This is a genomic window from Amycolatopsis deserti (assembly GCF_014653945.1).
Lineage (GTDB): Bacteria > Actinomycetota > Actinomycetes > Mycobacteriales > Pseudonocardiaceae > Amycolatopsis_E > Amycolatopsis_E deserti.
On record NZ_BNAU01000001.1, the window covers coordinates 782090 to 799477 of the forward strand.

Here is a 17388-nt window from a genome sequence, read left to right on the forward strand (position 1 = left end):
TGCGATGAGCGACGAAAAGGCAACGGTGCCCGACGGCTCGACCGAGCAGTGGACCGATCGCAAGCGCTACCTGTGGCTGATCGGTCTGGTCGTGCCGTCGTTGGTGTTCCTGGCGATCGGGTTGCACGCGGCGACTGGCTGGGGTGTGTGGTTCTGGATCGGGCCGATCGTGATCCTGGTCGTGGTGCCCCTGATCGATCTGGTCGCCGGGCTGGACCGCAGCAACCCGCCGGACGACGTCATCGAACGCCTCGAGAACGACCGGTACTACCGGTGGATCACCTACGCGTTCCTGCCCATCCAGTACGCCGGGTTCGCGGTCGCGCTGTGGCTGATCGCCCGCGGCGAACTGTCCATCGTGGACAAGGTGGGCCTGGCGATCACCGTCGGGTGCGTCGGCGGGATCGGCATCAACACCGCGCACGAGCTGGGGCACAAGAAGGAGAGCCACGAGCGGTGGCTGTCGAAGATCGCGCTCGCCCAGAGCTTCTACGGTCACTTCTACATCGAGCACAACCGCGGGCATCACGTGCGGGTCGCGACCCCGGAGGATCCGGCCAGCAGCCGGGTCGGGGAGAGCTTCTACCGGTTCTGGCCGCGGACCGTCATCGGCTCGCTGCGCTCGGCCTGGCGCCTGGAACGCAACCGCTACGCCCGGCGGAACCAGCACCCGTTCCGCATCGGCAACGACGTGCTCAACGCGTGGCTGATGTCGGCCGTGCTGTGGGCGGCGGTGATCGCCTGGCTGGGCGCGGGTGTCCTGCCCTACCTGCTGATCCAGGCCGTGGTCGGGTTCTCGCTCCTGGAGATCGTCAACTACATGGAGCACTACGGCATGCGGCGGCGGCAGGTGGGCACGCCCGAGCGGCGCCGGTACGAGCGCGTCGATCCCAGCCACAGCTGGAACTCCAACAACATCGCCACCAACGTCCTGCTCTATCACCTGCAGCGGCACAGCGATCACCACGCCAACCCGACCCGCCGGTACCAGACGCTGCGCGACTTCGCGGAATCGCCGGTCCTGCCCACCGGGTACGCCGGGATGATCGTGCTCGCCCTGATCCCGCCGCTGTGGCGCCGCGTGATGGACCCGCGCGTGCTCGCCCACTTCGACGGCGACATGAGCCGCGCCAACATCCATCCCGGCAAGCGGGCGAAGGTGCTCGCGCGGTATGGGCGCACCGAGTCCCCGGAACCCGTCGCCGCCGACACCCGTGGTGATGCGACGGACGGCGGGATGTGTCCCGGCTGCGGCTACGTCTACGACGAGAAGATCGGCGACCCCAGGGAGGGCTTCCCGGCCGGCACCCCGTGGTCGGCGATCCCGGATTCCTGGTGCTGCCCCGACTGCGGGGTCCGGGAGAAGGTCGACTTCGTCGCCCCGGGGAGGGTGAGCGCGTGATGCGGATCGAGGCGGACCGGGCCAAGTGCGACGGCCTGGGGATGTGCGAGGCGATGGCGCCGGACTTCTTCGAGGTCGGCGCGGACGGGACGGTGGCGGTGCTCGACGAGCACTCCGGTGAGGAACACCGCCAGGACGTCACCGCGGCGGTCGACGCCTGCCCCGTCCTGGCGCTGAAGGTGAGGGACTGACCGTGACACTGGTGGTCGCCGGCGCGTCATTGGCCGGCCTGCGCGCGGTGGAATCGGCGCGGCGCCACGGGTACCGGGGCCGGATCGTGCTGATCGGCGCCGAGGAGCACCCGCCCTACGACCGGCCACCGCTGTCCAAGTCCTTCCTCGCCCCGCACACCCCGGCGCGGGTGGTGCCGTTCCGGTCCGCGGCGGAGCTGCGGGAGGACCTGGGGGTCGACCTGCTCTTGGGCACCCCGGCGACCGGCCTGGACACCGGGGCCCGCACCGTTCGGGTGGGGGAGCGGACGATCCGCTACGACGCGCTCGTGATCGCCACCGGGGCCACGCCACGTCGGCTCCGCGGCGCCGACCGGCTCGCCGGGGTGCACACCCTGCGCACCGCCGAGGACGCGCTGGCCGTCCGCGCCGCGCTGGACCGCGGCGCGCGCACGGTCGTCATCGGCGCTGGGTTCATCGGCTCGGAGGTCGCCTCGGCAGCCCGCGCCCGCGGGCTGCCGGTGACCATCGTGGAAGCGCTCGACCTGCCCCTCACCCGCTCGATCGGCCCGCAGGCCGGCACCGTCTGCGCGGATCTGCACCGCGCGGCCGGCACCGGCCTGCGGTTGTCCACGGCCGTCGAGGGGCTGGAGTCGGCAGGCGGAGCCGTGACCGGCGTCCGGCTCGCCACGGGCGAGGTCCTGCCCGCCGATCTGGTGGTCGCCGGGATCGGGGTCACCCCGGCCACGGGCTGGCTGGAAGGCAGCGGCGTCACCCTGCACGAACGCGACCGCGGCGTGGTCTGCGACGCCACGCTCGCCACCGGTGCGCCCGGCGTGTACGCGGCGGGCGACGTCGCTCACGTGGCGAACCCGCTGTTCGGCGGGGAGCTGATGCGCCTGGAGCACTGGACCGGCGCAGCCGAACAGGGCGCGGCCGCCGCCCGCCACGCGCTCGACCCGGCGGCGGCGCGCCCGCTGGCCCCGGTGCCCTACTTCTGGTCGGACTGGTACGGCCACCGCATCCAGTTCGTCGGCACACCGCACGCGGACGAGGTGCTGGTCGCGGTGCCCGCCGAGGCCGGGTTCACCGCGCTCTACCGGCGCGGTGACCGGATCACCGGCGCGCTCACCGTCGACCGCCCGCGGGAGATCATGAAGTACCGGCGGCTGATCGCCGCCGCGGCGCCCTGGCCGGACGCCGTCGCCTTCGCCGCCACCACCAGGGCCGCCGCCTAGAATGGCGATCATGGGCGACACTCTCCCGGCCAGGTCGGGCGCCGGGGGCCAGCACCGGCAGCCGATCATCGTCGCGGCGATCGAGATGACCGCACGGGAGGGCTGGTCGGCGGTCACCATGGCCCGGCTGGCCGAGACCACCGGGGTCAGCCGCCAGACCGTGTACAACGAGGTCGGCTCGAAGGCCGCGCTGGCCGAAGCCATGGTCGTCCACGAGCTCGACCGGTTCCTCGCCCTCGTCCGCGACGCGTTCGACCGCCACCCCGACGACCTCGTGGAGGCCATCTACGACGCCGTCCGCAACGTCCTCGAACTCGCCACCGACAACGTCCTGCTGCGCGCCGTCGTCACGGCCACCCACGGCGCGGACACCGAACTGCTGCCCCTGCTGACCACCCGGGCGGACACCCTGATCACCGAGGCCAAGGCGATCCTCCTGCGGCGGGTGGAGTCCTACCGGCCCGAGCTGACCGCCGACCAGATCGACGTGGTGGTCGACGTGCTCGTCCGCGCCGTCCTCAGCCACGTCATGCAGCCCTCGGACACACCGGCCCGCACCGCCGACGGACTGGCCTGGCTGGCGGCCCGCGTGCTCGACGACCGCGCGCGGACGCCCCTGCGCTACATCGGGCGCTGACCGGGGTCGGACCCGCTGCGCGCCACCGATCCCGCTCCCACCTCGGCCACCGGCAGCCCGGGGAACTCCGCGGGCGGGCCGGTGGGTGACGATCACCGCCGGGCGGCAGCCCACCAGGCGCGGCGAGGTCGGCGGCCGTCGCGCCGTCCGGGTGCGCCATCGGCTCGTCGACGGCAGCACGGGGGCGCGCGCCACGCCGAGCGGCTGACGCTCCCCGCCGGACCGCGTCGTGCCGTGCGCGCCCAGCGGGGTGTCCAGCGCGCGGCGTCCAGGTCCGCTGAGGACGTCATGTGGGATCACCGTCCAGCACTTGGGTGTGGCGCTGGACGAGCGAGTCGTCGAGCGCTGCGGGCGGGTGGACGATGAGCAGGTCCCGCTGCGGGTGAGTGGCTAGGAGGACGCGGTCGCCGGGGAGCAGGCAGCAGCGGTGCCGGACGGTGGCGGGTAGGCGGAGGTGGCCCTTCTTGGTCACGCTGAACACGCCGTGGTCGTCGTGGCGGATGAGGAGGAGTCCGTGCGCTTCGCGGATATCCAGCCGGGTGTCCGGCGTCCAAGAGAGCGCGGTCAGCACCGCCCGGTCGGCCACGCGGCCCCGGCAGTCGACGGCCGCCATCCCGTACACGACGCTGCTCGTACGAGGCGCCGGCATGGTGGGAAGTGGCAGCGTTCGGCGGGTGGCGGTGTGACCATCGCGCCGCGGAGGAGCCGCTGGGAAAGTGATCGGCTTGATCACGGCACCGGTCACGAGGACCACGCCAGGAGGAACACAGACGCGGCCTACAAGCCGCAGTCAGGTGTTGATGTGCACTCAAGCGCTGGTACGCCAGATGTGGCAGACCTGCCACGAAACTGTGTCCGAGGGGGGAGTTGCACACTACCCACACGGCTCTTGCTGCCTAACGGGTTGTACAGGCGGGAGCTCGAAGATGGGTCGCTCACCAAGTAGTGTTGACTAATTCCGTCAAAGGAGCCTGCACCTTCCGGAGGGTCGCCGGCCTCCGAGTGGGACCACCGCTGCGCGGTTGCCTGCAACACTCGTGTCCGTTCCACGGGGCAAGATTGCGTGACAATACGATCACAGAACGTCCGTCGATGTGGCCGTAGAGTAACAGTAGATGTTGGCGACGCGACAAGGCAGTTGCTCACTGACATGAGGAAGGCGGTTATGTCTGCAACCACTACCGTTGGTGTCTGTGCTCTTTCATTCTTGCGGCAGGACAGGCCAAGTCGTGGACTTCCTAAGCAAATTGCCCGACATGAATGAGTGACACAGGTTTACGTCGATAGCAAGCCAACACTGGCTTGCCCCAACAAGGGGGTGATGCGGCACTGATGAGCAAGCGAATATCTACAGCGGCCTATCAAGCCTTGCGAAACGCTCTGCCGGTCATTGTATGGTACAAAAGAAGCTTCAAGCAGTACCTTCACACGGCGCTACGTGATCACCTGGAACTGCTCCACGGTATCAACTTCGACGCGAGTAAGCGCGAAGTATCCGATGAACTCGTCGAGCGTTTGATTCGTAACGAGAATGCATACCAGGATGTCACTTTGCGACTCATGCTTGAGATCGCTAACCTGAACAAGTTTCCTGAGCTCGAGCGCCATGAAGACAGCGATCAATTGATTCAGAAAGCCCGCGCCGCAGTGGACGAACTGCGAGAACAGACGGCTGGGCATGAGCAGCTCATCGTCGAGCGCGAACGTATTGCGGCGGAGCGCGCCGCATACACGCAGCAAGCCGAACTGCAACGTCGGTTTGCCGACGAGCTCGATGAGTTGAAGCGAGACTTCTATCGGTTGACTGCCATGAACGACCAGCGGCAGCAACGTGGCCGGGAATTTGAGGAGTTCCTCCATCGGTTGTTCAATATTTTCGATCTAGAGCCGCGCCTGTCCTACGTTGTCCGTTGGGAGCAGATTGACGGTGCTTTCAGCTTCGACACTGACGATTATATTTTGGAGGCAAAATGGACAAGCTCGCCGATCGAGGTCAAGGAGGCTACACACTTCGCTGATAAGGTTCGAGAGAAGGGTAAAAATGCACTCGGATTGCTTATCAGTATGGGTGGCTTCTCGGCGGGCACCATCGAAAAGTATAGTCGGAGAACCCCGTTTATGACGATCGACGCGGCCGACATTATATGTGTACTAGATCAGCGAGCTCGCCTCGATGACCTGCTTCGAAGAAAGAAGCGCCATGCTAACGAGACTGGAGAATGCTACTTTCCAGCCGGTAAACTTTTTGAGTGATATCTCACCGTCCGGACCGCGAAGGCGGAACTTCGTCAGTTCTGCAGGACCTTGTTCGGGCTCCACCGGAGGCCGTCGCCCTGGGATTGCTGTCTGACTTCTGCGAACGTTAGCTGACGCCAACCGCTGGCAGGTCGGCGGGACGGGTTGGCCCCGTCCTGCCCGTCCCATGAGTAGCACGAGGTGCGGCCAAGGGGGACCGGCGAGACGCAAGGTCGCGTCCCGTCCCGCGCTCGGGCGTGGCTGGCGATGCAGCAGCAGCTTGCGCTTTGGCTTCGCGAATACCTCTAGGCGACGCGTGCAACGCTCGTAATATAAACTGCATAGAACGACAGCCAGGCACTTATTTGGGGGACTTGTGACGCAAGATCGAAAGCCGGAAGACATTTTCACACCTAGAACGATTGTATCGCGTGAAATGTTTGCGCGTCGTAATGAACCGGACTTGCACGGAAATCCTGGGCTCCAGGACAACCTCTGCGATGCTCTACGCGATCGAGGTGGTCAAGTGTTGGTTTATGGCGACACCGGCGTTGGCAAGTCATCGCTTGTCAAGTATGCTGCGGAGGACGAATCGCTCGCGTCTTTGACCATTGAGTGTCTCTCATCGAAATCTTATTCTGAATTGATCGAAGATGGAATGGTAGAAGTTCGCGAGATAAAGAAGACGACAAGTCTGTCGGCCGGCGCTGAAGTTGAAGCATCGGGTAAGGTCCCTTTCTTGCTGACACTGAAGGGGAAGCTTCAAGGTAAAGTCGGCCGGGAAAGCGAATTTGAAGTTATCAACAAGCCTCCTCTAGACGTGCTACTTGAGGCGATGCAAATAGCTAATAAGAAGCTTATAATATTCGACAACTTTCAGAACATCACTAGCGAGTCGGATCGCTTGCTGATTGCGCAGACGCTAGAATTCCTGGCTGACCGGTCGGCATCGACAGGTGACATTAAGGCTGTTGTGATTGGTATAGCCGAAGATGCGAGTTCGTTACTGGGCGGCTCGGGATCGTTTCAGCGCAGAACGACAGAGGTCGGCGTTCCGCGTATGCCTGACGACGAGATCGCAGAAATCTTGAACAGGGGCTTCAGTAAGTTGGGGATCGGTGTTTCCCCTGCGATTATCAATAAGCTTGTTTTCTATAGTGATGGTTTTCCTTATTTTGGCCATCTCCTCGGCCTGCAAGTCGCGAGAGCGGTTAGGCGAGAAGGTTCTATCTTCGCGGCGGAGACCATGGTTGAGACTGCATTGGCGAGAGCTGTTCGGGATGTGGATAAATCGTATAACGATCGGACTAGGAGAGCGTTTGAAGCTGGCGGTGAGGTTCAGCCTAGGAGGCGCATACTCGAGATCTTGTCGATGTCTGATAAACGCGAATGGCGAAGCGCTGATGTTATATCTGCCTATGAAGACCGCTTTGAAAAGCGTGCCGATTATGCGTTTCTTCATACGTCATTAGCTCAGCTCACCGATGTTAAGCACGGTGCAGTTCTAAGTCGCTCAGGAACGCGGAATTCATACATTTACAGGTTCAGTGATCCTCAGATGCGCCCTTACCTACGGTTGACGGCTTTCGGAAAGTAGGCCAAGTGCTTTCAGTAGGTAGTTCGAATTGATTTCGGTGTCGGGGATAGAGGCTGGTGATTGATCTGAAATTCGATGCCTCGTCGTAAATGGGGAAAGTTAGAATGAACGAATATCTCGAAAGTTGGCGTGAGCACGGAGATACCTCGGAGGCGTCCTATGTGCGATTTGGTGGCCTCGAGGAGATTCTAGGAACGGCTCTTTCTAACACGATTCATCCGAAGTTCGATGCTGTTCAGAAGGAACTTCTTCCGGTCATTAGATGGTTCTTCGGCAGTAACCTTCGTCCGGAGGGGTACGCGATAGGTAACCACGCCTTTAATGATTTCGCGGAGTTGCTCACCCTACTATCGACGGGGCTTGGTCGAAGTGCTGCGCGGGCAGCCAGGGCACTATTTGAGCACGGAGTCCATTTCTGCGAAGTTTACAGTGATCTCGAAGCCGGCATGCGATATGAGCGACACGTGAGCGTGTCTGCGCAGCGTCAGGCCAAGATCAGGACAGGTCTCGATATTCTCTCCGGCAGGGACCATCAGGTTGAAGCTCGACGGTTGTCTAATCTAGGTCGGGACAGCCTGAAGGACTATCGAGATGCGTTAGCCGATTATGGCCACTCGTTCGAAAAGGGGTGGTCGGCAACCAGTCTGTATGACATGAGCGAACGACATGGTAAGAGTCACTTGTATGAGGTGTATCGATTTCTGTCTGAAGTGACCCACGGTAGCGCTGGCGGAGTCCTTGGTACCTACAGAAAGATGCAAGGATCAGGTGTTCATCGGACTGGCTTGTCTTTAGAGCTGTCCGTCCTTGCGTACTACCATGGAGTGTTCTTTTTTCGGGAGTTTATCCGTGACGTGATGCGTATCGTCGAAGGCGTTGAATGTGGACGGCTCCTTGGTCGCTTAGACGATTTGCTGGCGTGTTGGCCAGACTACAGGAAGATCCTTCTCGCAGTGGATCAAAGTTTGTGGCCAAGCCAGCCTCCGGCGTCCGCGATTGCGTTAGTGAAGGCCTATGAAACAGGTGTTTGCAGATGGTACCTCTACGAGCCAGATCTTGAGTTTGCGTTCGCGGCCGACGCCCCGATGGATGCCGGTGACCTCGAGGCTGAAGCAATTATGAAAGCTCGGAGTACCGCTGGCCCGGCATCGCCTTCGGAAGGTAGCCATTTCGTCGTCGCTACGGTCCCAAACATCACGGTCACTCTAAAGTCGGGAGCGAGACCGGTGCCGATCCGGGCGCTGCTGGGAATTCCGGATGGAGCAGAGCTGCCGGCGAGTGTGGTTGACCAGATCTAAGAGTTGTGCGTTGACGATGATGTTGTGAGCTTTCATCAGTTTCAGTCCCTCAGTTCGGTAAGGCGCAGCCGCTGAAGGTTCGTGTCGTCCAGCGTTGGCATCGCTGGACGACACCGGTATGTGTCCCCGCTGTGGCCCCGGAGAGGCCTCGTGGTCGTGCCGCAACGCGATCAAGCTCTCCTGTATGCGCTACGAAGAATACGACGGCGTGACGGAGTCAAGGCCTACAGTTCTTTCGCGCCCCGGAACCCGTCGCGAACGGGTAGGCGGTAACGAGGCGCTGGCGCGACCTGATCATTCACCGGTCGGAGCATTCGATCCAGGTGCTGGAGGTGCGCCATACCTGTACGAGGCGATGGCTGATCACTTGGCTGCACGTGTCGCCGCCGGGGAGTTGGCGGACGGGACGCGGCTGCCGTCGGAGGTGCGGCTTGCTCGCGAGTACGGCGTGTCTCTCGGGACGGCGCGTCACGCGACCGAGATCCTGCGCGAGCGTGGGCTCGCGCGGACTGTGCGGGCCAAGGGGACCTTCATCGTTCGGCGAGAGCGGGTGGTCGGGGGTGGCGAGGAGGGATATCTCGTCCTGGAGGGGACGGCGGGAGCTGGCAGTCCTGTCCCGATCCTGGTTGGGCGGGCGGAACCCGTGATCCAGGTCGGAGTCAGCGGTCCGAGAGCGAGGTTGTCGAGCGAAGCGGCGGCTGCCCTTCGCGAGGCGATCAGTGGTGCGTGGGCCGGTGAGGGCTCGTGATCGTTCTCGCGCGGCCGGTGCGTGGCACGGTTGCGGAATCTCAATGCGTCGCTCACCTGGTCTGGGTGCCTCGGGCAGGCCGGCCGGAGGTGCTCGCTGCGTTCTGTGGTGCGGAATTTGGGCCGGGTGAGCTCGAGCTGCTGACTGGTATCGCGGGTGCGCCGTGTGAGGGCTGCTTGCTTCGGATTGCGTGTATTCGGCGGACGGTTCAGCGTGCTCAGGCCGATGATCGTCGCCAGGTTGGCGCGCGCGTGTCAGACTGAAATCATGGTTGAATCGGCTCTGCGTCAGCTCCGTGTGCCTCGCTACCGGACTGTGCTTGAGCAGAAGATCCGTGAACGGCGGATGACCCTCGAGGAGTTCGCTGAGTACGCCGAGACGTTCGCGCGGGAGCGGGGCGAGCCGGGGACGCTCAGCGTTCGTCACTTGAAGCGGTTGATGGCGGGAAAGGGGCCGAACGGCCGACCGCTCGGTCCGCTGCGGCCGGCGACCGCGCGGCTGCTGGAGCGGATCTTCGAGGTCAGCGCGGACGAGTTGCTCGGTAAGCCCGGCGATCAACCGGCTGGAGGCGACCGAGGGCGAGGGGACGCCGACGACGTCGAGCGGTCGTGTGCTGAGTACAGCTTCGGCGTGACCGGCATAGCGGATCGGCAGGTGCGCCGAAGCCGCGTGGGGCGTTCGCGTATTGCGGATGCGCTCGCCGAGTACTACCGGGCCGACGACGAGCTCTATGAGGTTCGGAGCGCAGGGAGCGTTGTACGGACCAGTATCTGCACGCGAGCGGATTGGCTCGAACTGTTGTGCCCCATCCCGGCGGGTGTGCAGCTCCAGCTCGCACACGATGCGGGCGAGCTGGAGCCGTCAGACGCGGAGGCTGCTGCCGAACGGCTGGCCGAAGCCAAGGCTCTTTACGTTCGGCTCGTGGACGCGCCGCTGTACCGGCTGCTCGACGTCGAGGTGAACCGCGGCTCGGTGTCAGGTGTGGTCGGTCTGACGTCGTTCATGAACTATGCCCTGTCTGCCGACTTACTCGAGGCCGAGCTTGCCGATCTTGTGGCGGGTGACGGACCTATCAAGCGGGGCTCGCTGCCGCTGCGGGACCGGCACCTGCCGGACCTCAGGGCTGTTCATGAACTCAGCACGCGTTTGTGCGCGGGAGGTGTGCTCGCCCTGTGTGCCATCGCGCGGCCGGCTGACCCGTACCGGGGTCCGGCCGACTACGCCCTGCTTGTCCAGGAACGATCCGACCAAGTTGTGAACGCCGCGCGTCGGCTCTCGGTCATTCCGAAGGGCTTCCACCAGCCGCTGGTCGACGCCAGCGGCGAGACCTCGATCGGTGCGACGTTGCTTCGCGAGATGGAGGAGGAGCTGTTCGGGCGGGGCGATGTCGATGGCACCGCCGGCCCGCATCGAGCCGCAGCACCAATGCACCTGTCGCGGTTGTCTGGGCCGATGCGCTGGCTGACCGAGAGGCCGGATCGGTTGCGGATGGAGTGCACGGGCTTCGGCTTCAACCTTGTGAGCGGCAACTACGAGTTCGCCAGCCTGATCGTGATCGAGGACGAGGAGTTCTGGACTCGCTACGGCGGCCAGGTCGAGGCCAACTGGGAGACCGGCGGTATGCGGATCTACTCGAGCCGGGACCAGGAGCTGATCACGCAGTTGATCAGCGACGAGTCGTGGTGCAACGAGGGTCTGTTCGCGTTCCTGCAGGGCGTGCGGCGGTTGCGCGAGATCGGCGGAAAGCGCGTCGACCTGCCCGCGGTCGAGGTCCTAGGTGGCTGAGGGCCAGCGGACGGTGACCACCACGGCGTCACTAAGGGCTTCCCAGGAGTGATCGATGCCCGGACCCCAGACGACGTAGTCGCCCTGGCGCTGCATGGTCGTGCTGCCCTCGGTGAGGTCGATCCGGAATGTGCCCTGCACCAACAGGAGCAGCGTGGTCCGCTGATCGTCCTTGGTCCACTCGGCGCGCTTGTCGCCGGCGGGGTGGACACCCCATTTGACCTCGACGTCCTTGCTCGAGCGGACGTCGTCAGCGGGTTCGATGAAGTGGCCGAGCAGCCAGCCGCGGTTGGCGTCGCCGTCGTCATTGGCGTTGCCTCGGTACCAGTTGCTGCCCACTAGACCTCCCACTCGATCTCCGGCAGGTTCACCCGCTCCCCGCCGATCTGCGCGAGCCGACGCAGGCCCTGGAGCAGGGCGAACAGCCCTTCGTTGCTCCACGCTACATCGCTGATCAGGTCGGTCAGCAGCCGACGGTCGAGGCTCGAGTACTGCCGCAGCGCGGAGGACTCCCAGTTGGCTTCGACCTGCCCGCCGAAGCGCCTCCAGAACTCCTCGTCCTCGATCACGATCAGGCCGGCGAACTCGAAGTTTCCGCTGATCAAGTTGAGGCCGAAGCCCGTGCACTCCATCCGGAGCCGGTCCGGCTTCTCCGTCAGCCAGCGCATCGGCTTTGACAAGCGGCTCGGGTGCATCGGGTCGGCGGCGCGTTGCTGGCCGAGCGTGTTGTCGATGTCGTCGCGGCCGAACAGCTCCTCTTCCATCTCGCGCCGCAGCGTCGCGCCGATTCGGGTGTCCGCCCGGTAGTCCGTCATCGGCTGGTGGAAGCCCTTGGGAATCACGGCCAGCTGACGTGCGGCGTTGACGACTCGGCCGGAGCGCTCCTGCACGAGCAGCAGGTAGTCAGCCGGACCGCGGAACGGGTCGGCTGGGCGTGCGACGGCGGTGAGCGCGAGGGTTCCGCCCGCACAGAGCCGGTTGGAGAGGTCGAGAACGGACCCGGCGTCAGGCAGGTAGCGGTGCCGGAGGGGAGACGTCTGCGGGGTGACCTCCGTGCCCGCGGCGAGCGTGTCGATGAGTTCGCCTTCGAGCAGGTCCATCGTCAGCGCGTAGCGGACGAACTCGGTGATGGCTGCTGAGCCCCCGAGGGTGCCTTTCCGGACGTCGGCCGAGATGAGCCGGTAGAGCGGCATGTCCACGAGGCGGATGCCGAGCGCGAGCGTCTCGGCGAGTCGCTGTGCGGCGTGGCCGGCGGCTTCCTCGTCGAGACTCTCATCCTGTGCGCCGGTGTCGGCGAGCTGAACCTGATCATTGTGCGGGGTGAGGGCGCAGTCGAGGTCCAGCCAGGCCGCGGACGTGAGGACGGTCGTCGCCGAATCGCCCCCGTCGTGACGTGCGGAGTAGCAGCCGTAGCCCTGCGGGAGATCGCGGTAGTAGTTGGCAAGGGCGCGAGCGACGTCGCGTTGACGCACCCTGCCCCGGCGGTTCCCGCGGTCTTCGAGTTCGTGGACGTCCACGCTGGCGAGCCGGTCAGCCACGTCGCGGCGACTCGTGCCCGGCGCTCGTCGGGCGTGGCGGTCCAGCCAGTCGAGCGCGGCACCGATGTGCGGATCGGCGCCCAAGCGCTGCTCAGCCTCGGATGTCGGCCGTGAAGATCCGGAGTTGGTCAAGGCCGCGAAACGCTCCTGCGCGGGCTGCGACGCTTGCTCCAGCGCAGTGTCAAGGAGCTGCTGCATTTCCGATTTCGGGCGCAGCGTCGGCTTTTGGTGCCAGGAAGCAACGGTGCGTACACCGATCCCGAGGTGTTCGGCGAATGCCTCGTTGCTGAGTCGCAGCGCCGATTGAAGCGCGCACGCCGTGGCGCCGGTCCAGCCGTCGAGCAGGCTCATCGTGCTCCTGAACTCGTCTTGTGCAGTGAACCTGCACTGGTCGTGCACTCGGGTGGCACTGGATGTGCATGGGGTGCGAGGTCGATTTCCAGTGCAATTACAGGCATGGAAAACAACGGCTTCCGGAAACGGAAAACCATCGGGCTACCGCTTCGGGCGGACGTGCTTGAGCACGGTCGCGACGTCGGTCTGCAAGGCGTCGAGACGGTCGACGATCTCGCTCATCTGACGTTCGAGTTGCTCCAGGCGCGTCCACAGCGTGTCGCCGCGATCCGTGACCGGCTCATGGAGTTCGGGCGGTCGGCGTCCGTGCAGCACTGCGTCCAGGTGCTGGGGGTGCCAGCCAAGAGCGACCGAGAGGGACTCCAAGGTTCGAGGGCTCCTGCGTCGCTCCACGACGTGATGTTGGATCTCCCGCACGACCGCTTGCGACACGTTCGAGCGCTTGGCGAGTTCGCGCTGAAGCCACCCGAGTTCGTTGACCCGGTCGTTGATGGCCTTGGCGACTGCCGCCCAGTCCTCCGACACCGATTCCTCTTCCTTCGCGCTCCGCCTCGGCGACGAGGCTAGCGGTTCCGCTCCATACCGCGGTGTAACGCGGCGCTTGTTCGGCGGCGCGCGGGAAAAGTGCGCCCACTGTCTATTGAAATCAGCTGTCTATTGCTGAAATCAACGACTCGAAGGACTTCTCAATGCGTATCGCTACTCGCGCCGGCCGTCCGGCGTACTACACGATTTCTCAGACCGCTTCGATGCTGGGAGTCAGTGAGCCGCGTATTCACCGCGCGATCCGGCTCGGCACGTTGCGCGCGGAGAGGCGCAATGGCCGCCTCGTGATCCCCGCCCCGGCGTTGATCAAGCTCCTCGGCCACCCGACGGTCGGAGGCGCCGGATGACTGATCTCCTCTTGATCGAGTTGGCGTGGCAGCTGGACCGGCTGCGTTGGGTCCTCACGCCCACGCTCGACCGCATCGTGAGGCGTGACGGGCTCTGCTTCTGGCGCTCCGGGGAGGCCGAGCCGCCAGAACCGTCCGGAAAGGAGCTGCCTGACCGCGAGCTGGCATCGGCTTTCTGCGCCGGGTGCCCCGTACTCGATGAGTGCTTGGAACTCGAGCTGCGCTGCGGCGGGGAGCAGACGCTGGGCATCTGGGGCGGGATGTGCGAGGACGACCGCCGGGAGTTGCACCGGTTCTGGTTGCAGCGTGGTGACCGCGCCGGCCGGCGGGGAGGCGAGGCTTGATGGGGAACGTCAGCCTGACGCCTGTTCAGATCTTGGCCGGCGTGGGAGTTCTCTGCGTGCTGCTGTTCGTGTGGCGGTCGGCGGCGCGGCGAGCGCGAGCGGCGGCGGACGCGGCCCGAACTGGCGCACGGTTCGCGTCGTTGGCTGGCCGGGTCTTGTTCAACGCGGCCCTGATCGTCGCGGTGCAGTGGGTGGCGATCACCTACGGACGCGGAATCGGGCTCCTGCTCGTGGTGCTCGGCGTGCCCGCCCTGTTCGCGTCGTACGCGATCACTCGCGCGCTCACGGTCACGATGGAGGACACTCCGCGGCGGCGGGGAGGTCGCCGGTGACGGAGCCGCTCGAGCGAGTCGCCCAGCAGGTCGACCGTTTGTGCTGGGCCGGAATCCTGCTGGGGCTCGCGTTCACGATGACCAACGTTCAGCAATTCGCGGCGGCCGGTGCGCCCGCATGGTCGCTTCGGTGGTGCGGTGCGTGGCTGCTCGACCCGATGGTCTCCCTGGTGTTACTGGCCGTGCTGCGCGCGGAGCAGGTGACGGCCCGACATGGCATCCGGACCGGTGGCTGGGCACGTGGCGCCAAGTGGTTCACGCTCGGCGCGACCTATGTCATGAACACCTGGGAGGCGTTCGTGAACCGGTCGCCGGCGCAGGTCGTGCTGCACTCGGTGCCTCCGTTGGTGGTGTTCGTGGCGGCCGAGGCCGTCACGGATCTGCGGGACAAGCTGGGGGCCGCGATGTCTTCGGAGTCCTCGGTTGCCGAGGAGGCGGCTCGCCCGCGCGGCGTGTGGACGTCGTCCGCGGAGTACCTCGCGATGGCGCGGGCTGCCAGGACGCCGGAGACGGTGGTGACACCGGCTTGGGTCCGCGAGGTGACCGGGTGTTCGCGCGGTCTGTCTTCTCGCCTTGCGGCCGAGTTGCGGGCGGAGGGTGCGCATGGCTGAGGAGCAAAACGCCGGGCACGAGGTCGAGCGGGCCGCGCCGGTGTTCGACGCGGAGTTGGTCGATGAGGAATCACCGGTCAGCGTTGGTGCCGGCTCCCGCTGGCGTCGCCCGGCTTGGCTGACCTCTCGACAGGAGTTCAAGCGCGCGGTCCGTGCCGTGATCGCGCTGCTGATCCGGCTGCCCTTCCGGTTCGCTTCCGCGGTTGGTCGGGGTGCTGTGTTGATGTTCCGGGTGTGGCGGAAGTGGGTCCGTGTCCACGACTACCGGGAGGCGGCTGAGCAGTCCGAGAAGCTGGCGGACAAGTTCGTGGAGATCCGGGCGCTCACGCTCTTCCGGTGGAAGGTGAGTGGAGCGGTGGCGGCCGCTGTCGGCTCGGGGTTGCTCGTCGCCTACCTGCTCTACGGTTCGGTGGCCTTGTGGGGCGCGGGCACGGTGGCAGCTGTGATGCTGGCGGTAGCCGGGCGCCGGAAGGAGGGAGCACCCGGGCGTAAGAACGTCCTGCCCGGCCCGCGGGCGCTGGCGTGGACGATGGATCCGCAGGTGCTGGTCGACGCCTTCCGGGACGCCAAGCTGATCGGCAAGGACGAGACGCTCCGGCTGGTCGAGCGGGCGCGGCGTGTCGGCGACGGCTGGGCGATCACGGTTGACCTTCCGGCGACGCGGAAGGCCGCGGACGTGATCAAGCACCGGGATGCGCTCGCGTCCGCGCTGGCTGTCGACGAGGTCCAGTTGATCGTCGAGCGGGTCCGCGGCCGGGGTGGTCACGCTGGGCGAGTGTTCCTCTGGGTTGCTGATGAGGACCCGTATTCCGGCCCGCCGAGGAGGACTCCGCTGGTCGAGGCCGAGTGGTGGGATGCGTGGCAGCCGATTCCGTTCGGTGTGGACGCGCGCCGGCGTCGGATCGACCTGCCGCTGGTCTGGACGTCGCTCCTGGTCGGGGCGATTCCGCGACAGGGCAAGACGATGGCTGCGCGCCTGGCTGCGGCGGGCCTGATTCTCGACCCGCACACCCGGATCTACGTGTTCGACGGGAAAGGCGGTAAGGACTGGAAGGCGGCTGAGCAGGTGGCGCACCGGTTCGTGTGCGGGGACGGCCTGCCGGATGTCCAGGCTGTGCGGGACCACCTGCTTGAGCTGGTGGTCGAGGTGCAGGCGCGATACCAGCGAATGGCCGCCCTGGACGATGAGGTATGCCCGGAGTCCAAGATCACTCCTGGAATCTCCCGTGATCCCGGCTTGAACATGCCGATCACCGCGGTGATCATCGACGAGGTCCAGGTGTTCCTCGAGAACCCCGCCAAGATCGAGGTCGGGGCGAAGAAGATCGCGATCGGCGAGCACATCGCCGATCTGCTGGCCTACCTCGCGCGGAAGGGGCCGGCGGCCGGAATCGTCGTCGTGCTCGCGACGCAACGGCCGGATTCGCAGACGATTCCCTCACGGCTGCGGTCGGTGCTCGGCTCGCGGTTCGCCCTGCGAGTGATGGACTGGCGGGACTCGAACATCGTGCTGGGCGAGCAGATGAACACCCGCGGGTACGACGCGTCGGCGCTCCTGCCGAGCCACAAGGGGGTGGGCATTCTTCGGCCGGACGGCGACATGGATGCCGGGAGCGAGTCGCTCGCGATGACGGTGTGGACGTACTACATGGGCAACCAGGACTGGCAGTCGATCTGTGCCCGTGGTCGAGCTCTGCGGGAGGCGGCCGGCACCCTGACGGGGCACGCGGCGGGGGATGACTCTCGCCGGTCGATCGACTCGACGGCGGTTGTGATGGCGCTCGGCGCGGGTGCGGGTCGATCCGAGCTGCCCGAACCGCTCGCGTCCGTCGTCGAGTACCTCGGTGACGAGCTTGAGGAACGGGAGTTCGTGCCGACCGCGGAGCTCGTGGAGGCGCTGGAGGTCGAAGCGACAGGCTTCGGACGGCAAATGGGCGAGCTGGGGTGCAGGCCGACCAGGCATTACGTGCCCTCGGAGGACGGTGAGCCGCGGCGAGTCCGCGGGTACCGCACTGCGGATCTGCGGGCCGCAGTTGATGAAATCAAGAGCAGCGCCGAACCGGACGTGAGTTGAGATGGCCGCGCCCGATGACCACGTGATCGTCCGCGTTCCCGACCAACTCCCTAGCCTGAACAGGAAAGCTAGCGCCATACTTCTTGCCATACTGATCGAGCTGGCTGAGGTCGAGGCCCTGGACGGGCCCGG

At 65.4% G+C, this 17388-nt stretch carries 18 protein-coding genes; 14 read left to right on the forward strand and 4 right to left on the reverse strand.

The genetic code is table 11. The features are described 5' to 3' along the window. Positions 1–4 precede the first annotated feature (4 nt). The 4 genes from IE290_RS03720 to IE290_RS03735 are packed head-to-tail and all read left to right on the forward strand — an operon-like array spanning position 5 to position 3447. Positions 5–1402: a fatty acid desaturase gene (locus tag IE290_RS03720; protein ID WP_191243064.1), complete on the forward strand. Its 1398-nt coding sequence runs from the start codon at positions 5–7 to the stop codon at positions 1400–1402. Next, positions 1402–1593 carry a ferredoxin gene (locus IE290_RS03725; RefSeq protein ID WP_191243933.1) on the forward strand — a complete coding sequence of 64 codons (192 nt, stop codon included), beginning with the start codon at positions 1402–1404 and terminating at the stop codon, positions 1591–1593. The genes IE290_RS03720 and IE290_RS03725 overlap by 1 nt, the downstream gene beginning before the upstream one ends. A 2-nt stretch (positions 1594–1595) precedes the next feature. Continuing rightward, positions 1596–2810 carry an NAD(P)/FAD-dependent oxidoreductase gene (locus IE290_RS03730; protein WP_191243065.1) on the forward strand — a complete coding sequence of 405 codons (1215 nt, stop codon included), beginning with the start codon at positions 1596–1598 and terminating at the stop codon, positions 2808–2810. A 1-nt stretch (position 2811) separates the two neighbouring features. Then, positions 2812–3447: a TetR/AcrR family transcriptional regulator gene (locus tag IE290_RS03735; protein WP_191243066.1), complete on the forward strand. Its 636-nt coding sequence runs from the start codon at positions 2812–2814 to the stop codon at positions 3445–3447. Between the two features lie 286 nt (positions 3448–3733). On the opposite strand, the gene IE290_RS03740 is transcribed toward IE290_RS03735, so the two are convergent. Beyond that, complete coding sequence (locus IE290_RS03740) at positions 3734–4096, reverse strand: AbrB/MazE/SpoVT family DNA-binding domain-containing protein (RefSeq protein ID WP_191243067.1); 363 nt, start codon at positions 4094–4096, stop codon at positions 3734–3736. Positions 4097–4779: 683 nt separating this feature from the next. Here IE290_RS03740 and IE290_RS03745 point away from each other — a divergent pair. From IE290_RS03745 to IE290_RS03765, 5 genes are all read left to right on the forward strand, one after another. Then, on the forward strand, positions 4780–5700 hold the full coding sequence (locus IE290_RS03745) for a hypothetical protein (protein ID WP_191243068.1): 921 nt from the start codon (positions 4780–4782) through the stop codon (positions 5698–5700). A gap of 508 nt (positions 5701–6208) precedes the next feature. Then, a complete protein-coding gene (locus tag IE290_RS03750; protein WP_191243069.1) occupies positions 6209–7279 on the forward strand; it encodes an ATP-binding protein in 1071 nt (356 codons plus the stop codon). A gap of 104 nt (positions 7280–7383) precedes the next feature. Continuing rightward, positions 7384–8577 (forward strand): DUF5677 domain-containing protein, encoded by a 1194-nt coding sequence (locus tag IE290_RS03755; protein ID WP_191243070.1) that lies wholly within the window; start codon positions 7384–7386, stop codon positions 8575–8577. 355 nt (positions 8578–8932) lie between these two features. Further along, on the forward strand, positions 8933–9325 hold the full coding sequence (locus tag IE290_RS38375; RefSeq protein ID WP_191243934.1) for a winged helix-turn-helix domain-containing protein: 393 nt from the start codon (positions 8933–8935) through the stop codon (positions 9323–9325). A 225-nt stretch (positions 9326–9550) separates the two neighbouring features. Next, positions 9551–11110 carry a transcriptional regulator gene (locus IE290_RS03765; RefSeq protein ID WP_191243071.1) on the forward strand — a complete coding sequence of 520 codons (1560 nt, stop codon included), beginning with the start codon at positions 9551–9553 and terminating at the stop codon, positions 11108–11110. On the opposite strand, the gene IE290_RS03770 is transcribed toward IE290_RS03765, so the two are convergent. The 3 genes from IE290_RS03770 to IE290_RS03780 all read right to left on the reverse strand — a co-directional run bounded on the left by IE290_RS03770 (position 11099) and on the right by IE290_RS03780 (position 13527). After that, entirely contained in the window at positions 11099–11449 is a 351-nt protein-coding gene (locus IE290_RS03770) for a signal peptidase I (protein ID WP_191243072.1), read from the reverse strand. The genes IE290_RS03765 and IE290_RS03770 overlap by 12 nt on opposite strands. Beyond that, positions 11449–12999, reverse strand: a complete 1551-nt coding sequence (locus IE290_RS03775; RefSeq protein ID WP_191243073.1) for a transcriptional regulator — start codon at positions 12997–12999, stop codon at positions 11449–11451. The genes IE290_RS03770 and IE290_RS03775 overlap by 1 nt, the downstream gene beginning before the upstream one ends. Positions 13000–13143: 144 nt before the next feature. Beyond that, positions 13144–13527 (reverse strand): XRE family transcriptional regulator, encoded by a 384-nt coding sequence (locus IE290_RS03780; RefSeq protein WP_191243074.1) that lies wholly within the window; start codon positions 13525–13527, stop codon positions 13144–13146. Positions 13528–13691: 164 nt separating this feature from the next. On the opposite strand from IE290_RS03780, the gene IE290_RS37650 reads away from it, so the two are divergent. From IE290_RS37650 to IE290_RS03800, 5 genes are read left to right on the forward strand one after another with little or no spacing between them, the layout of a single operon-like run. Continuing rightward, a complete protein-coding gene (locus tag IE290_RS37650; protein ID WP_268246305.1) occupies positions 13692–13895 on the forward strand; it encodes a helix-turn-helix domain-containing protein in 204 nt (67 codons plus the stop codon). Further along, positions 13892–14239, forward strand: a complete 348-nt coding sequence (locus IE290_RS03785; protein ID WP_191243075.1) for a WhiB family transcriptional regulator — start codon at positions 13892–13894, stop codon at positions 14237–14239. Before IE290_RS37650 ends, IE290_RS03785 begins: the two co-directional genes overlap by 4 nt. Further along, complete coding sequence (locus tag IE290_RS03790) at positions 14239–14571, forward strand: hypothetical protein (RefSeq protein ID WP_191243076.1); 333 nt, start codon at positions 14239–14241, stop codon at positions 14569–14571. Before IE290_RS03785 ends, IE290_RS03790 begins: the two co-directional genes overlap by 1 nt. Further along, the gene (locus tag IE290_RS03795) at positions 14568–15182 is read left to right on the forward strand and encodes a hypothetical protein (RefSeq protein WP_229874115.1); all 615 of its coding nucleotides are present in this window, start codon (positions 14568–14570) and stop codon (positions 15180–15182) included. Before IE290_RS03790 ends, IE290_RS03795 begins: the two co-directional genes overlap by 4 nt. Then, positions 15175–17256, forward strand: coding sequence for an FtsK/SpoIIIE domain-containing protein (locus tag IE290_RS03800; RefSeq protein WP_191243936.1), 2082 nt, complete (start codon positions 15175–15177; stop codon positions 17254–17256). The genes IE290_RS03795 and IE290_RS03800 overlap by 8 nt, the downstream gene beginning before the upstream one ends. Positions 17257–17388: the final 132 nt, after the last annotated feature.

Coding starts and splice junctions, on each gene's coding strand:
- IE290_RS03720 (WP_191243064.1), top strand. CDS start 5: ATGAGCGACGAAAAGGCAACGGTGCCCGACGGCTCGACCGAGCAGTGG.
- IE290_RS03725 (WP_191243933.1), top strand. CDS start 1,402: ATGCGGATCGAGGCGGACCGGGCCAAGTGCGACGGCCTGGGGATGTGC.
- IE290_RS03735 (WP_191243066.1), top strand. CDS start 2,812: ATGGCGATCATGGGCGACACTCTCCCGGCCAGGTCGGGCGCCGGGGGC.
- IE290_RS03740 (WP_191243067.1), bottom strand. CDS start 4,096: ATGCCGGCGCCTCGTACGAGCAGCGTCGTGTACGGGATGGCGGCCGTC.
- IE290_RS03745 (WP_191243068.1), top strand. CDS start 4,780: ATGAGCAAGCGAATATCTACAGCGGCCTATCAAGCCTTGCGAAACGCT.
- IE290_RS03755 (WP_191243070.1), top strand. CDS start 7,384: ATGAACGAATATCTCGAAAGTTGGCGTGAGCACGGAGATACCTCGGAG.
- IE290_RS38375 (WP_191243934.1), top strand. CDS start 8,933: ATGGCTGATCACTTGGCTGCACGTGTCGCCGCCGGGGAGTTGGCGGAC.
- IE290_RS03765 (WP_191243071.1), top strand. CDS start 9,551: ATGATCGTCGCCAGGTTGGCGCGCGCGTGTCAGACTGAAATCATGGTT.
- IE290_RS03775 (WP_191243073.1), bottom strand. CDS start 12,999: ATGAGCCTGCTCGACGGCTGGACCGGCGCCACGGCGTGCGCGCTTCAA.
- IE290_RS37650 (WP_268246305.1), top strand. CDS start 13,692: ATGCGTATCGCTACTCGCGCCGGCCGTCCGGCGTACTACACGATTTCT.
- IE290_RS03785 (WP_191243075.1), top strand. CDS start 13,892: ATGACTGATCTCCTCTTGATCGAGTTGGCGTGGCAGCTGGACCGGCTG.
- IE290_RS03790 (WP_191243076.1), top strand. CDS start 14,239: ATGGGGAACGTCAGCCTGACGCCTGTTCAGATCTTGGCCGGCGTGGGA.
- IE290_RS03800 (WP_191243936.1), top strand. CDS start 15,175: ATGGCTGAGGAGCAAAACGCCGGGCACGAGGTCGAGCGGGCCGCGCCG.